This window comes from Phascolarctobacterium succinatutens CAG:287 (genome assembly GCF_000434895.1).
Lineage (GTDB): Bacteria > Bacillota > Negativicutes > Acidaminococcales > Acidaminococcaceae > Phascolarctobacterium_A > Phascolarctobacterium_A succinatutens_A.
The window spans coordinates 1-13,525 of the sequence record NZ_FR892790.1 but is presented as its reverse complement, the minus strand read 5'-3'; the positions used below and the strand labels follow the sequence as shown (position 1 = coordinate 13,525).

The following is a 13,525-nucleotide window of genomic DNA, read 5'->3' as shown; positions in this document are numbered from 1 at the left end:
AGATATCTGAGGCAGAGTGCCTCAGCACAGGTTATTTTAATAATATCTCATAAACCTGCTTGCCAATCAGCAGGGTGGTAACCAGTAAATACAAGGGACGCACATAGGAAGCACCCTTTTTTATCGCCAGACGGGTACCGACAACAGCACCGGCAATCATCGCTGCAGCCATAATCAGGCCGTAGCTCCAGATAATCGTGCCGCTGACAGCGAAGGATACAAGAGCACCAACGCCGCTGGCAAAATTCAACGCCTTGGCATTACCGGCAGCCGTTACAAAGTCATAGCCCAAATATAAAAAGCCAAAAATCAGGAAGGAGCCTGTACCGGGACCGAAGAAGCCATCATAAAAGCCCATGGCAAACGCCATAACTATGGCGCCGATTAAAGCCTGCATACCAAGCTTTTCTATCGTACCGGCATCGCCCCAATCCTTACGGCGATAGGTATAAACAGCAACAGCAACCAAAAGCACGACGATGATATTTTTCATCAGCTGCTCCGGCAGCAGGTAAACTACGTAGGCACCTAAGGCTGAACCGATAAAAGAAAGCGGCATCAGCGTAAAGGCTGCCTTTTTTATTTTACCGGCGCGCCAAAAGGAGAGCACGCTGGTAAAGCAGCCGATAGAGGCTGCCAGCTTGTTTGTTCCCAAAGCATAGGGAACAGGCAAGCCCAGGCTCAACAGGGCGGGAGTGGAAATTAAACCGCCGCCGCCGACTGTTGAATCAATAAACGAAGCTATAAAGCCTGAGACAATCAGGAAAATAACTGTCGTCGTATCTAAATTCGCCACAAAAGTTTCCAAAAAATACCCCTCATTCCGGTGCGTAGTTGTTAGTTGTTAGTGATTAGTGGTTAGCTTTAGGTTGCCGGTATATCATGCTAACGACCTTTACTATACACTATTTACTAATCACTGCACACTATACACTATTCACTTTTAACTATTTACTGCCTTCCGCCCAACGGATATAGATTCCTAAATCACCGCTGTGACAGGTGCAGCAGATTTTTTCGACACCTTCCAGAACCTCATTGCTGATAGCATAAGGGTAGAGCTGGCGCAGCGTTGCCTGCTGCAAGGGCCAGCGCACGCCGGTAAAATCTACTGTCGTGCTTTCGCTTAACGGCAGCAATGAAACAGCTTCCGCAGCCTCCTGCAGCTTCAGCTCTACGCTTTCGCCCTCTGTCAGCAGCAGCATAAATTCCTTGTCATCCGCCAGTATAACACGGCAGCCACGCTGCTTTTTTACTCCCAGCAGAGTGTAAACGTTGCTGTATAAATGGTCGAAGCGTCCGCCCCAAATACCGGTAGCAAGAATGTCTCCCTCTGGCAGATTGTGCAGTAAAAGCTGTAAGTCAGTATCATCCTTTGCAGGATTGAAGCTGTGCACTACAGTACCTGCAGCGCACGCCTGCTGATAAACAGCCTGCGATGAGCTGTCGCAGTCACCGAACAGCTCTGTAGGAACATAGCCTGCTGCAAGGCAGTATTCAGCGCCGCGGTCAGCGCAGTAAATTTTCTTGCCGCCGCTAACACTGTGCAGCCACTCTAGTTTAGGTCCGCGTCCGCCTGCAACCACCAGCAAAGTGTCAGCAGGGGAGAGAGCAGCAGCGTGATGTTTCACGTGAAACATCACGCGCAGCTCCAGCTCAGGCAGTACAAAAAGCTTGTCAGCCATTATTTTTTCGCTACAGCAACAGGCTTAATCACAATCTGGCCGTTTTCTTTGAGAACCTTCCAGGTGCAGTCACCATTCTTGTTCTTCAGCCATTCCATGCTAATTTCCAAAAGAAAACGGTTCAGACGCTCCTGCGCATCCTCCGGCAGCAGCAGCTCTTTTTTAGCAGGTGCCTTAGCACCCTTTAATTTGCTTTGCTTAACCTTTTCGTCAGCATACATGCCGTTTTCAAAGGTCAGCTCCTCGCTGAAGCCCTTCAGCATATCTGCATCGGAAAGTCCTTTTTTAATTTTAACCATTTAAAGCACCTCTTTTTATGCTACAATCAGGCTTACAAATCCAGATTACGTACCTTCTTAGCATTGTCCTCGATAAACTGACGGCGCGGCTCAACCTTATCGCCCATCAGAATGGAGAAAATGCGATCTGCTTCTGCAGCATCCTCCAGATGAACCTGCAGAATAGTACGTGCCGCAGGATCCATAGTTGTTTCCCACAGCTGGCCTGGGTTCATCTCGCCTAAGCCTTTGTAACGCTGTACATACGGGTTAGTATCGCGGCCAACCTCGTCGAGGATTTGCTGCAATTCTTCATCGCTGTAAGCGTAGTAATGCTGCTTCTGGTTTTTACGGATTAAATACAGCGGCGGCTGTGCAATAAACACATGGCCTTCCTTAATCAAAGGCTGCATATAACGGTAGAAGAAGGTCAACAGCAGCGTACGGATATGCGCACCGTCGACGTCGGCATCTGTCATGATGATAATCTTGCCATAACGTGCCTTGTCCAGATTGAAGTCATCGCCGATACCACAGCCAAAGGCAGTAATCATATTGCGGATTTCTTCACTGCTCAGCACCTTATCAAGACGTGCCTTTTCAACATTAAGGATTTTACCGCGCAGCGGCAAAATAGCCTGGAAATCACTGTTACGGCCCTGCTTAGCGCTGCCGCCTGCAGAGTCACCTTCGACCAGATAAATCTCGGTATCCTCAACGTTACGGCTCTTGCAGTCAGCCAGCTTGCCGGGAAGTCCGCCCAAATCCATAGCGTTCTTACGGCGTGTAAGCTCGCGCGCCTTGCGTGCTGCCAGACGGGCGCGTGCAGCAATAATAGCCTTTTCCACCAGCTTTTTGGCAACCTGCGGATTTTCCTCCATAAACTCGGCCAGAGTATCGCCGACCAGGTTATCAACGATAGGCATAACCTCGCTGTTGCCCAGCTTAATTTTGGTCTGGCTTTCGAACTGAGGGTTCTGCACCTTCAGGCTCAGAACTGCAGTTAAGCCCTCACGCACATCATCACCGCTCAACGCATCCTCGTTTTCCTTGAGCATGTTGGTTTTACGCGCATAAGCGTTAATTGTGCGTGTCAGCGCCTTACGGAAGCCGCTGAGGTGTGTGCCGCCTTCCTCAGTGTTGATATTGTTGACATAGGTGAAAATGTTCTCGCTGTAGGTATCGCAATATTGCATTGCAACTTCAACGATGACAGCGTTCTTTTCGCCCTCCAGATAAATCGGTTTCGGATTAATCTTATCCTTGTCCTTATCCATAAATTCGACGTATTCGATAATACCGCCGGCAAAATGGAAGGTTTCACTCTTATCCTCGGCACGTTCATCGGTCAAGGAAATGGTGATACCCTTATTCAAAAAGGCCAGCTCACGAATACGCAAACGCAGGGTATCATAGCTGTATTCAGTTTCCGTAAAGATGGTAGCATCCGGCTTAAAATGTACCGTAGTACCGGTAACATCGCAATCGCCCTTTTCATAGAGCTTTTTGGAGGTTTTGCCCTGCTTGAATTCAATGCCGTAGCATTTACCGCCGCGGCGAACTTCAACCTCCATATGCTCGCTCAAAGCGTTAACGCAGGTAACACCTACACCATGCAGGCCGCCGGAAACCTTGTAGCCGCCGTCACCAAACTTACCGCCGGCGTGCAGCACTGTCATGATAACCTCAACAGCAGGCTTCTTTTCCTTTTTCATCATATCCACGGGGATACCACGGCCGTTATCGATAACCGTAATGCTGTTATCCTTATGGATAATTACCTTGATATCACTGCAGTAGCCGGCCAAAGCCTCATCAATACTGTTGTCCACAACCTCATACACCAGATGGTGCAGACCGCGGGAGGACGTACTGCCGATATACATAGCAGGTCTTTTGCGTACAGCCTCCAGGCCCTCTAAAACGTGAATCTGTTCAGCGTTATAATTGCCCTTGACCGCTGTAGCTTCTTCAATATCAATTTCCTGGGTCATATTTACCTCCGTTTTAAAATTTCCAGATTAGTATAGACAGCGCCGTCCAGAAAACCTGATTCAGCGCGTTTTTTCAAAGTCACCGAAGAAATCGAGGACAAATACATCGTATCACCGGTCAGAACACAGCTATAATAGCCTTCGCCGCCGGAAGCATCAACCACCCTGTAGCGGGAGCCATACTTCTTGACGAAATCGTCATAAACCAGTGACTGAGGGTGATTCAAATTAAAAATAGCGATAATCTCACTATTTTTTACCATGTAATCTACTCCCAAATGCAGATACACCCTGATCCCTCCTTAAATAAGTTAAAGCATTTTCATATAAAGCTAAGGTAATTTCCTCTGGCTGCTTCTCCAGCAGAAACATTACTGCCAGCAGGCTTTCCTTCTTGTCCGCAAAGCCACAGCGTACACGCTCAAAATAGTAGCTTTGCAGGCTTTCCTTTACAGCCGTGAATAATATTTTATCACATTTGTAGTAGGCCAGACAATCTTCATACTTCAGCCAGGGCTGAATCCGCAGCAGCTCCGCCAGCTTGCTGCGCAGCTCCTCGCGCTGCTCACGCTCGCAAATGCTGCACATTGCCAGTCCCTTGCGCATTTGGGCACCACAGACAGGACATTTGGTATATTCCACAGGCTGGGCAGGCGGCTCGGCCTCCTTGGCCTTTTGCTCCTGCCTTTTGAAAAAGCTGCCAGTATGAAAGTAAACCTTTTTTATCAGCACACGTCCCAGCAAAAAGGAGTTGATTTTTTGCAGAAACAGCTGCTGCATCATATACAGCTCATTAGCCAGCATACTGTTAGCCGTACGCACATAAAGCTCGTTGCCGCTGATTTTCTCAATCGCACAGCTGCGCGCCAGGTTTTCGCCCACAATCTCGCTCCATCTGCTTTCCAGATAATGCTGCAGATAGGCCAGCTTGATTTCCGGCGAAATATAAGCCTTTTTATAGGTGCGGCGCGGGTCAAACAGACGGCGGATAACCTCCTCCGCAGCCTCTAAATTTTCAGCATACATAATCAAGCCTCGCTTATACAGCCACCGGATATTTTAAAGTAAGCATTGCCTGCAAGCTCCGGTATCAGCTCGCGGTCATTTACTGTGATAAAGGTCTGCACTCTGCCGTCGATAAACAGCAGCAGCTGGGAGCGGCGACTGTTATCAAGCTCACTCATAACGTCATCTAATAGCAGGACGGGGAATTCCCCCAGCTCGTTTTTGACATACTGCAGCTGCGACAGCTTCAGTGCCAAGGCACCGCTGCGCTGCTGCCCCTGGGAGCCGAAAGAGCGCAGGGACAGACCATTGAGCAAAAGTTGCAAATCATCGCGGTGGGGGCCGATGCCTGTATTGCCGCGCAGAATATCGATGCGCTGACGCTCCAGCAGTCTGTCGCGGTAAAAATCCTCCGTGGCTTGCGCAGCAGACTGCGGATAAAGCAGCTCGCTGTTGTTGGCCTTCTGCTCATAGCGCACCTGCAGCATTTCGCTGCCCTTGGTAATCGAAGAGTAAATTTCGCCGGCAATAGCCTGCAGCTTTGCCAGCGCTGCCAAACGCCTGCGTACAATCGCTGCTGCCAGACGGATAAATTCCTCATTCCAGGGCTGCAGCACCTCAGCACTGCCACCGTTATCCCGCAGCTCCTTTAAAAGACGGTTGCGCTGCAATAGCACGCGGTTATACTTCAGCAGCAAATCATAGTAAACAGCATCAGTCTGCGCAATCTGCATATCAAAAAAACGACGTCTTAAGGCAGGCTCACCCTTGACCAGCTGCAAATCCTCCGGCGAAAACATTACGGCATTCAAAGCGCCATAATGCTCCTTAGGACGAACGCGCGCACCATCAAGCAATATTTCCTTATGCCAACGCTCATGCTGCCGGTATTTTTTGATTTTTACCTCATGGCTGCCGCTGAAGCTGGCATATTCTACGCCTACAGCCATCGCCTCTGTACCCATTTTCAGCATTTCCTCTTCAGCCGAGGTACGGTGCGACATGCCGAAGGCCCCATAAAAGATAGCCTCCAGCAGATTAGTCTTTCCCTGAGCGTTCTGCCCGTAAAAAACATTAATCATAGCGGGAAGCTGCAGCTGGCAGCTTCCATAATTGCGGAAATTAACCGCATAAAGACTATTGATTTTCATTAAGCTTCTTTGGCAACGGTCAGCTCTATCTGGTCATCAATATTAACTACATCGCCAGGATGTACCTTTTTGCGTTTTTCTGTTACCAGCTGGCCGTTCAGGCGGACAACGCCATCTTCAACCATCATAAATGCCTGGCCTCCGGTGTCAGCAACACCGGAAAACTTCAGCAGCTTATCCATAGTAATGAATTCTGTTCTGATTTCTACAGTTTCTTTTTGCATAATAGCCGCTCCTTAGAAAACAACGCGTACCGGAGTAACGATATAGGTATAATCAGGCTCTTCAGCGCAGGTAACGCAAACAGGGCTGAGAGAGGTATTCATGGACAAAACTGCTTCCTCTGCTTCCAGGTTCTTCAGAATATCCAGGATATACTTAGCATTAAAGGCAACATTCAGCGGGTCACCGACAGTCTGGCAGGCAACAACCTCCAGGCCGGTGCCAACATCCGGGCTGCTGCTGGTAATAGTAATTTCCTCAGCAGCTACGCTCATTTTGATAATGCTGTAGTCTCCGTCAGTAGAGAAGAGAGCAACACGCTCAACAGCGCCTGCCAGCTCTTTGATATTAACCTTGCTGGTCAGAGCGAATTTCGGCGGGATAACACGACGATAATCAGGGAACTGGCCTTCAATCAGACGGGAAACAATAACTACATTATCAATAACAACCATAATCTGGTTATTGAGCAGGGAAATAAGCACCTGCTGCGGTACTTCGCCGGTAAGATTACGGGAAATTTCGCCCAGAACCTTGGAAGGAATAATCATGCTGAGCTCTTCATTTCCCTCGTAAGGCAGAGATTTAATTGCCAGACGATGGGTATTGGTGCCGACGAAGGTAATTTTGCTGTCTTTAGCTTCTACCAGAATACCTGTGAACAGAGGTCTTGCTTCATCGGTAGAGCAGGAGAAGATAGTCTTTTTAATCAGCTCCTTAATCATGCTGTCATCAAGAGCAATGTTTCTGTCTGCATCAAAGGTGGGAAATTTAGGATAATCATCTTCATTCATTAAGAAGAGCTGATATTCAGATTTTCCGGAGCTTACTTTAATAGCATGCTTGTCAGCATTTTTGCTGATAGTCAGGCTTTCACCGGGCAATTTACGGATAAGGTCAGCAAAATGTTTAGCAGAAACAACTATTTCCCCCGGTTCGCTGATTTCAGCATCAATGGTACAGGAAATAGCCATGTTTAAATCCATAGCTTGCATTTCCAGCTTGTCAGCTGATGCGATTACATGAATACCGGAAAAGATAGGTGTACTTGGCTTGGAAATAATTGCTCTTTGAACTGTCTGGATGGCTTTATTTAAGCTGTTGGTATTACAGGAAATTATCATTTGTTCACAGTCCTCCTTGGTTTTTTAATACTGTTATAATATATAAAAAGTAGTCGACGTAGTAGTAGAGCCTGTTAGTTATGGGGAAAAGTACCGCAAGCTCAGTCGTGATGGGTTATTTCCCATGTATATAAAGCTGTTGATAACCGGGAAATAATATACACACAATCTACAGGGAAAAATTTTATCAACTGGTGCCCCAAAGTTATGCACAGTTTAGTGGCTAGTTATCAACAGTTTTTGTGGATAACTTTTTTACTGTTATTGCCGTAAGATTTCTATGATTTCCTGCAGCTCGTTTTGGAAGGCGAGGCTGCTGTTTTTGCATTTGCTGATTTTTTCATAAGCATGGATAACGGTGGTATGGTCACGTCCGCCAAAGAGCTCACCGATACGCGGATAAGATAAATCAGCCAGTTCACGGCAAAGATACATAGCTACCTGACGCGGGAAGGCAATGTTCTGGGTACGCTTCTTATTGAACAGCTCATCCTGCTTTACATTGTAGTGGTCAGCAATAACCTTGATGATGCCTTCAAAGGTGATGGTTTTGCTTTTGAGTTTGATATCGTTGCCCATATCTGCGAGAACCTTTTGCGCAGTCTCTACAGTGATGGGCATATGCATCAGGGAGGTATATGCTACAATTTTGTTGTAGGCGCCTTCGATTTCACGGATGTTGGTGGCGATGTTGGTTGCCAGCAGGGTAATGACATCGGTAGGCAGGGTGATATTGTCGGATGCTGCCTTGGTACGCAGGATGGCCATACGTGTTTCCAGGTCAGGTGTCTGGATATCAGCTGTCAGTCCCTGGTCAAAACGGGAACGCAGGCGGTCTTCCAGCGTTTCAATTTCGCGGGGGGGACGGTCACTGGAGATGATGATCTGTTTATCGGCATCCTTCAGTGCATTAAATGTATGGAAGAATTCTACCTGCGTCTGCTCCTTGCCCTTCAGAAACTGGATATCGTCGATAATCAGGCAGTCGATATTGCGGTATTTCTGACGGAAGGCTTCCGTGGTTTTGTTCTGAATAGAGTTGATGATTTCGTTGGTGAATTTTTCACTGGAGGTGTACAGTACCTTCATGCTGGGATTATTCTGCTTGATGCGGTTGCCGATAGCGTGCATCAGATGTGTTTTTCCCAGACCAACGCCGCCATAAAGGAAGAGAGGATTGTAGGCGTGCGCCGGGTCATTGGCTACTGCCTGCGCTGCTGCGTGGGCAAAGCGGTTGGAGTTGCCGATGACGAAGGTTTCAAAAACGTATTTAGGATTCAGGTTGCTTTCATCGGGCTGTTGCACAGAGGTGTTTTCGTTAAACAGCTGCTGCTGTTCACGCTTGGCAGGTATAGCGGGCAGCTCTTCGGCCGGCGAATTGTCGCTGCTGCCGTTGTCCATGGTTTCGATGATGAGCTTGATGTTTTTGCTCATAATGCCTGCAAGGACGCCTTCAATAACCTGAGCGTAGTTTTCCTCCAGCATAGTTTTAAAGAAATCGTTTTTGACAGCTACTTTGTAGTAGGTATCTGTCACCTCTAACGGCATAATAGGTTTTATCCAGACGTTAAAAACCTTTTCATTAAAGGATTCCTTTAATTTGTCCTTACATCTGACCCAGATTTCCGCTAAATCATAGGAATTCATATAGATACATCCTTTCTCGCTAAAATTAGAAAAATAAAAACGACAGCCTGCATTGCCCGCGGAAGGGCTTGTAAGCGCCGGTTAAATTACAAGAGAAGCTAAATTTCCATATATATTTTAGCAGACTGTGGATAACTTCGCAAATTTCCCAAGAAAAATTTCGCAGTTGGCAGAAAAATAGCGGTTTTTACTTGACGAAGTTTTTATTTTCCCATATAATAAGTTAGTAATACCTTGCGTGGTGCTGCAGGTGCTGAAAAAGCGCGTTACAGCCGCGTTGGTAGAACAAATAACAGCTATCAATATTCACATACATTAGAAATTGATAAAATTTTGCGGTGGATAAGGAGGGAATACTGAATGAAGCGTACTTTTCAACCTAACAATCTCAGAAGAAAAAGAACTCATGGTTTCAGAGAAAGAATGAAAACTTTGGGCGGTCGTCAAGTTCTCAAAAGAAGACGTGCTAGAGGCAGAAAGAAATTGTCTGCATAACATTATAAAATAGGCCGCGCAAGTGGCCTATTTTTTCCATGCGGGCAGGTGTGCATTTGATGCAAAAGAAAAAGTTTACTTTAAAAAAATTAAATCGAATTAAATCGAAGAAAAGTTTCCAGCTTGTCTATGTTAAAGGACGCACTGTTGTCGACGCTATGTCGGTTTTTTATATTCTTCCGGAACAGGTCGAGGATATAAAAATTGGTCTGGCAGTGGGCAAAAAGCTTGGCTGCGCTGTGGTGCGCAACCGTGTTAAGCGTATGATGCGTGAGGTATTCCGCATGCATAAGGCGGAACTCAAAAAGGGCTATCATATAGTTTGGGTGGCTCGCAAGAAGCTGACAAAGGCTGACTACAAGACTTTTGAGCGTGTATTTTTAAGACTGGCAAAAAGGGCAGCTCTGCTGCAGTAATAAGGATAGAAGGCTATGAGCAGGTTACTGATTTTGTGTATAAGATTCTATCAGATTTTTATATCACCGCTGAAACCGCCGACCTGCAGGTTTTATCCTACATGTTCAGCGTATGCTATTGAAGCGATTCAGAAGAAGGGACCGGTGAAGGGTACCTGGCTGGCTATTAAGCGTATTGCTAAATGCCATCCCTTTCATCCCGGTGGCTATGACCCGGTGCCGTAAGCATACTATTAAGCTATAACACTTTGTTTATTAAGGAGTGATATCTTGGATTTTCTCGCTAATATTGTACAACAGGTGTTAACTGTGCTCTATAACTTTACTGAGAGCATTGGTATACCGAACCTTGGCCTGGCTATTGTGTTAATGACCATTATTATTAAGCTGATTATGTATCCGCTGACTCAAAAGCAGATTCAATCAACTAAGGCAATGATGGAAATTCAGCCTAAAATGAAGGCTTTGCAGGAAAAATATAAGGACGATAAACAGCGCCTGAATATGGAGCTGGCTAATTTATATAAGAGCGAAGGCGTTAATCCGCTGGCAGGCTGCCTGCCTCTGCTCATCCAGATGCCGATCATGATTGGTATTTTCTATGGTATCCGTGATTACAACTATGCAGCACATCCGGAACTCATTACCAGCTTTTTATGGCTGGCTGATATTTCCAAGGCAGATCCGACCTATGTTCTGCCGGTGCTTTCCGCATTGACTACCTTTATTCAGACTAAGCAGACTATGCCGGCAAGCGGCGGCGGTGCACAGAACAAGATGATGATGTATTTCATGCCGTTGTTCATCGGTTATATCAGCTTGACCTTCCCGGCAGGCTTGGTTCTGTATTGGGTTGTAATGAATATTATGCAGATTGCACAGCAGTCTATTATGAACAGAGCTGCGGCTAAATAACGTGTAAGCGTATAGGAGTTGGTAAAGATGGCTTTTGTTGAAAAGACCGGTAAGAGTGTGGACGAAGCTGTTGCAGCAGCTTTGGCAGAACTGAATGTTACAGCTGATGAGGCTGTTGTTGAAGTATTAGAGGAAGCAAAGAAGGGCTTTTTAGGCTTTGGCCGTAAGGATGCCCGTGTACGCGTAAGCGTTAAACCTGCAGTTGAAGAAAAACCTGCAGAGGCTGCCCCCGCTGCTGAGAAAACAGTAAGCGAGGCTGCTGCCGACGCTGTAGCTGCAGTAAAGGTGGCTGCAACCGTAGCTGCCGGTGCTCTGGCTAAAAAGGCAGATGCTGTGAAGGCTGATGCTGCTGTAGCTGCTGAGGACTTCAAGAAGAAGGCTGCAAATGCTAAGGATGACGCAGTGGATGATGCTATTGCAGCGCTGAATGCTTTGAAGAGCGAGCGTCGCGAACGTCAGAACCGCGAACCGCGTAAATACAATGTAAGTGATGAGGCAGTTGCTGCTGCTAAGGAATTTTTGCAGAAAATCTTCAATGCTATGCATATTGAGGTTGCTATGGAAAAATTCATCAACAAAAATGACGGCAGCGTTACCTTCCGCCTGCATGGTGATGATATGGGTATTTTAATCGGCAAGCATGGACAAACCTTAGACAGCTTGCAATACCTGACTAATCTTGTTGCTAACAAGAATAGCAACGAGCGTGTGCGTGTAATCATTGATGTTGAGGATTACCGTGACCGCCGTATCGAGACTCTTAACCGCCTGGCTGCACGTCTGGCAGATAAGGTTAAACGTACCGGTGAGCGCGTAGCCCTGGAGCCTATGAATCCGCACGAGCGCAAGATTATCCATATGGCACTGCAGGGTGACCGTCGTGTTACTACCCTGAGCGAGGGCGATGAGCCTTATCGTCATGTGGTTATCGAGCTGAAAAAATAAAATATAAAGCAAGGCTGTCGCGTTAAGTTAATTAGAGGCTTATTTGCGGCAGCCTTTTTTCCGTACTGAGCTTTTTTATGCAGTACAGATAAAAGAAGGAGGGTCATATGGCTGAGGATACAATTAGTGCTGTTACTACGGCTCTTGGCGAGGGTGCTGTAGGTATTGTGCGTATTAGCGGACCTGAGGCGCTGGCAGTGGGCGAGTCCTTGTTTAAGGCGGCTTCCGGCAAGGCGCTTGGTGCATATCCGGTGAATACGCTTGCTTATGGCCATGTTTATGATACGGACGGCAGTCTTGTGGATGAGGTGCTGGCAGTGTATATGCGTGCTCCCCGTTCCTATACGGCGGAGGATGTGGTTGAAATCCAGTGTCACGGCGGTGTGCAGCCGCTTAAGAAGATTTTGCAGCTTACGTTTGCTGCTGGTGCGCGTCCGGCAGAGGCCGGCGAGTTCACGAAGCGCGCGTTTTTGAATGGCAGGATTGACCTGACGCAGGCTGAGGCGGTTATGGATATTATCCGTTCGCGCAGTGAGGCGAGCCTGAAGCTGGCTGCGCGTCAGCAGCAGGGCCAGCTGGCAGGTGAGCTGCGTAGTTTGCGTAAGCAGCTTGTGGATGTGGTTGTTAATCTGGAGGCTGTGATTGATTATCCGGAGGAGGATATCGAGGATGTTACCTATGGCAGGGTGCAGGAGAGCTTGACTACTGTGTGCAGCGGGATTGAGCATTTGCTGGCGCATGCGCATACGGGCAAGATTTTGCGCGAGGGCTTGCGTACTGCTATTGTGGGACGTCCGAACGTGGGTAAGTCCAGTCTTTTGAACGCTTTACTGCGGGAGGAGCGCGCGATTGTTTCGCAGTATGCCGGTACGACGCGTGATGTTATTGAGGAGCAGCTGCTGCTTGACGGTGTGCCGCTGGTGCTGGCGGATACGGCGGGTATTCGTGCTACCGAGGATTTTGTGGAGAAAATCGGTGTGGAGAAGAGCCGTCAGCTGTTAGCGGATTCGGAGCTGGTTATCTGTGTGATTGACGGCAGCGAGGGACTTACTGAAGAGGATGAGGCGATTTTAGAGGCTGCTGCCGGCAAGCCCTGTGTGGTGATTGTGAATAAAAGCGATTTGCCGCAGCAGGTTGACCTGGCGCAGCTGCGCGAGCGTTTTGGTGCTGATAAGGTGATGACGCTTTCTGCGAAGACGCTTGTTGGTATTGAGGCGTTTACTGCCTGGCTGAAGAGCTATGTTTACGGCAGCAAGGGTACGCTGGAGGACGGTGCATATATTCAGAATGCGCGTCAGGAGCGTTTGCTGCGTGAGGCGCTTACAGGCTTGCAGGATGCGGAGGCTGCGGCACAGGATTATTTGCCTTATGACTGCATTGTGATTGATGTGCGCTCGGCGATTGACCTGTTAGGGGCGATTACGGGTGATACGGTGCAAGATGAGATTATCAATGAGATTTTTGAGCGGTTCTGTATCGGTAAGTAGGGGGAAGCGACGCAACCCTTCCGTTTGCTCGCTGAAGCTCGCAGCCACCTTCCCTTTCAGGGAAGATATAATATTATTGCGAAGTTTTAACTTTGGTTATTACTATGAACTTTTATATGCTCCCTGAAAGGGAGCTGGCATCGCCGTAGGCGATGACTGAG

The 13,525-nt window shown here is 47.6% G+C and carries 16 protein-coding genes; 6 read left to right on the top strand and 10 right to left on the bottom strand.

What is annotated here, in order from left to right:
- Positions 1-31: 31 nt before the first annotated feature.
- The 10 genes from BN587_RS05260 to dnaA all read right to left on the bottom strand — a co-directional run bounded on the left by BN587_RS05260 (position 32) and on the right by dnaA (position 9,106).
- A complete protein-coding gene (locus BN587_RS05260; protein WP_044484324.1) occupies positions 32-796 on the bottom strand; it encodes a sulfite exporter TauE/SafE family protein in 765 nt (254 codons plus the stop codon).
- A 151-nt stretch (positions 797-947) separates the two neighbouring features.
- On the bottom strand, positions 948-1,685 hold the full coding sequence (locus BN587_RS05255; RefSeq protein ID WP_021720096.1) for a thiamine diphosphokinase: 738 nt from the start codon (positions 1,683-1,685) through the stop codon (positions 948-950).
- Positions 1,685-1,984 carry a hypothetical protein gene (locus tag BN587_RS05250; protein WP_021720095.1) on the bottom strand — a complete coding sequence of 100 codons (300 nt, stop codon included), beginning with the start codon at positions 1,982-1,984 and terminating at the stop codon, positions 1,685-1,687. The genes BN587_RS05255 and BN587_RS05250 overlap by 1 nt, the downstream gene beginning before the upstream one ends.
- Before the next feature lie 32 nt (positions 1,985-2,016).
- Complete coding sequence (gene gyrB / locus BN587_RS05245) at positions 2,017-3,957, bottom strand: DNA topoisomerase (ATP-hydrolyzing) subunit B (RefSeq protein WP_021720094.1); 1,941 nt, start codon at positions 3,955-3,957, stop codon at positions 2,017-2,019.
- A 2-nt stretch (positions 3,958-3,959) separates the two neighbouring features.
- Positions 3,960-4,220 (bottom strand): extracellular matrix regulator RemB, encoded by a 261-nt coding sequence (gene remB / locus BN587_RS05240; protein ID WP_049897182.1) that lies wholly within the window; start codon positions 4,218-4,220, stop codon positions 3,960-3,962.
- Positions 4,207-4,983, bottom strand: coding sequence for a DUF721 domain-containing protein (locus BN587_RS05235; RefSeq protein WP_021720092.1), 777 nt, complete (start codon positions 4,981-4,983; stop codon positions 4,207-4,209). The genes remB and BN587_RS05235 overlap by 14 nt, the downstream gene beginning before the upstream one ends.
- Positions 4,984-4,985: 2 nt before the next feature.
- A complete protein-coding gene (gene recF / locus BN587_RS05230) occupies positions 4,986-6,113 on the bottom strand; it encodes a DNA replication/repair protein RecF (protein ID WP_021720091.1) in 1,128 nt (375 codons plus the stop codon).
- The gene (locus tag BN587_RS05225; RefSeq protein WP_021720090.1) at positions 6,113-6,337 is read right to left on the bottom strand and encodes an RNA-binding S4 domain-containing protein; all 225 of its coding nucleotides are present in this window, start codon (positions 6,335-6,337) and stop codon (positions 6,113-6,115) included. The genes recF and BN587_RS05225 overlap by 1 nt, the downstream gene beginning before the upstream one ends.
- 12 nt (positions 6,338-6,349) lie before the next feature.
- The gene (gene dnaN / locus BN587_RS05220) at positions 6,350-7,459 is read right to left on the bottom strand and encodes a DNA polymerase III subunit beta (protein WP_021720089.1); all 1,110 of its coding nucleotides are present in this window, start codon (positions 7,457-7,459) and stop codon (positions 6,350-6,352) included.
- A gap of 261 nt (positions 7,460-7,720) precedes the next feature.
- The gene (dnaA, locus tag BN587_RS05215) at positions 7,721-9,106 is read right to left on the bottom strand and encodes a chromosomal replication initiator protein DnaA (protein WP_021720088.1); all 1,386 of its coding nucleotides are present in this window, start codon (positions 9,104-9,106) and stop codon (positions 7,721-7,723) included.
- A 360-nt stretch (positions 9,107-9,466) separates the two neighbouring features.
- On the opposite strand from dnaA, the gene rpmH reads away from it, so the two are divergent.
- The 6 genes from rpmH (at position 9,467) to mnmE (ending at position 13,364) form a co-directional block, all read left to right on the top strand.
- Positions 9,467-9,601, top strand: a complete 135-nt coding sequence (rpmH, locus tag BN587_RS05210; RefSeq protein ID WP_021718820.1) for a 50S ribosomal protein L34 — start codon at positions 9,467-9,469, stop codon at positions 9,599-9,601.
- Between the two features lie 59 nt (positions 9,602-9,660).
- Complete coding sequence (gene rnpA, locus BN587_RS05205; RefSeq protein WP_021720087.1) at positions 9,661-10,017, top strand: ribonuclease P protein component; 357 nt, start codon at positions 9,661-9,663, stop codon at positions 10,015-10,017.
- A gap of 15 nt (positions 10,018-10,032) precedes the next feature.
- Positions 10,033-10,242, top strand: a complete 210-nt coding sequence (gene yidD, locus BN587_RS05200; protein WP_044484312.1) for a membrane protein insertion efficiency factor YidD — start codon at positions 10,033-10,035, stop codon at positions 10,240-10,242.
- 45 nt (positions 10,243-10,287) lie between these two features.
- Positions 10,288-10,932, top strand: coding sequence for a YidC/Oxa1 family membrane protein insertase (locus tag BN587_RS05195; RefSeq protein WP_021720085.1), 645 nt, complete (start codon positions 10,288-10,290; stop codon positions 10,930-10,932).
- Positions 10,933-10,959: 27 nt separating this feature from the next.
- Positions 10,960-11,877: an RNA-binding cell elongation regulator Jag/EloR gene (gene jag / locus BN587_RS05190; protein ID WP_021720084.1), complete on the top strand. Its 918-nt coding sequence runs from the start codon at positions 10,960-10,962 to the stop codon at positions 11,875-11,877.
- Between the two features lie 107 nt (positions 11,878-11,984).
- Positions 11,985-13,364: a tRNA uridine-5-carboxymethylaminomethyl(34) synthesis GTPase MnmE gene (gene mnmE / locus BN587_RS05185; protein WP_021720083.1), complete on the top strand. Its 1,380-nt coding sequence runs from the start codon at positions 11,985-11,987 to the stop codon at positions 13,362-13,364.
- The last annotated feature ends 161 nt before the right edge of the window (positions 13,365-13,525 follow it).

What these genes read in the sequence shown, in the direction of transcription:
- rpmH (WP_021718820.1), top strand. Translation starts at nt 9,467, where the DNA reads ATGAAGCGTACTTTTCAACCTAACAATCTCAGAAGAAAAAGAACTCAT.
- recF (WP_021720091.1), bottom strand. Translation starts at nt 6,113, where the DNA reads ATGAAAATCAATAGTCTTTATGCGGTTAATTTCCGCAATTATGGAAGC.
- gyrB (WP_021720094.1), bottom strand. Translation starts at nt 3,957, where the DNA reads ATGACCCAGGAAATTGATATTGAAGAAGCTACAGCGGTCAAGGGCAAT.
- dnaA (WP_021720088.1), bottom strand. Translation starts at nt 9,106, where the DNA reads ATGAATTCCTATGATTTAGCGGAAATCTGGGTCAGATGTAAGGACAAA.
- yidD (WP_044484312.1), top strand. Translation starts at nt 10,033, where the DNA reads ATGAGCAGGTTACTGATTTTGTGTATAAGATTCTATCAGATTTTTATA.
- rnpA (WP_021720087.1), top strand. Translation starts at nt 9,661, where the DNA reads ATGCAAAAGAAAAAGTTTACTTTAAAAAAATTAAATCGAATTAAATCG.
- dnaN (WP_021720089.1), bottom strand. Translation starts at nt 7,459, where the DNA reads ATGATAATTTCCTGTAATACCAACAGCTTAAATAAAGCCATCCAGACA.
- BN587_RS05250 (WP_021720095.1), bottom strand. Translation starts at nt 1,984, where the DNA reads ATGGTTAAAATTAAAAAAGGACTTTCCGATGCAGATATGCTGAAGGGC.
- BN587_RS05225 (WP_021720090.1), bottom strand. Translation starts at nt 6,337, where the DNA reads ATGCAAAAAGAAACTGTAGAAATCAGAACAGAATTCATTACTATGGAT.
- BN587_RS05255 (WP_021720096.1), bottom strand. Translation starts at nt 1,685, where the DNA reads ATGGCTGACAAGCTTTTTGTACTGCCTGAGCTGGAGCTGCGCGTGATG.
- remB (WP_049897182.1), bottom strand. Translation starts at nt 4,220, where the DNA reads ATGGTAAAAAATAGTGAGATTATCGCTATTTTTAATTTGAATCACCCT.
- jag (WP_021720084.1), top strand. Translation starts at nt 10,960, where the DNA reads ATGGCTTTTGTTGAAAAGACCGGTAAGAGTGTGGACGAAGCTGTTGCA.
- BN587_RS05235 (WP_021720092.1), bottom strand. Translation starts at nt 4,983, where the DNA reads ATGTATGCTGAAAATTTAGAGGCTGCGGAGGAGGTTATCCGCCGTCTG.
- mnmE (WP_021720083.1), top strand. Translation starts at nt 11,985, where the DNA reads ATGGCTGAGGATACAATTAGTGCTGTTACTACGGCTCTTGGCGAGGGT.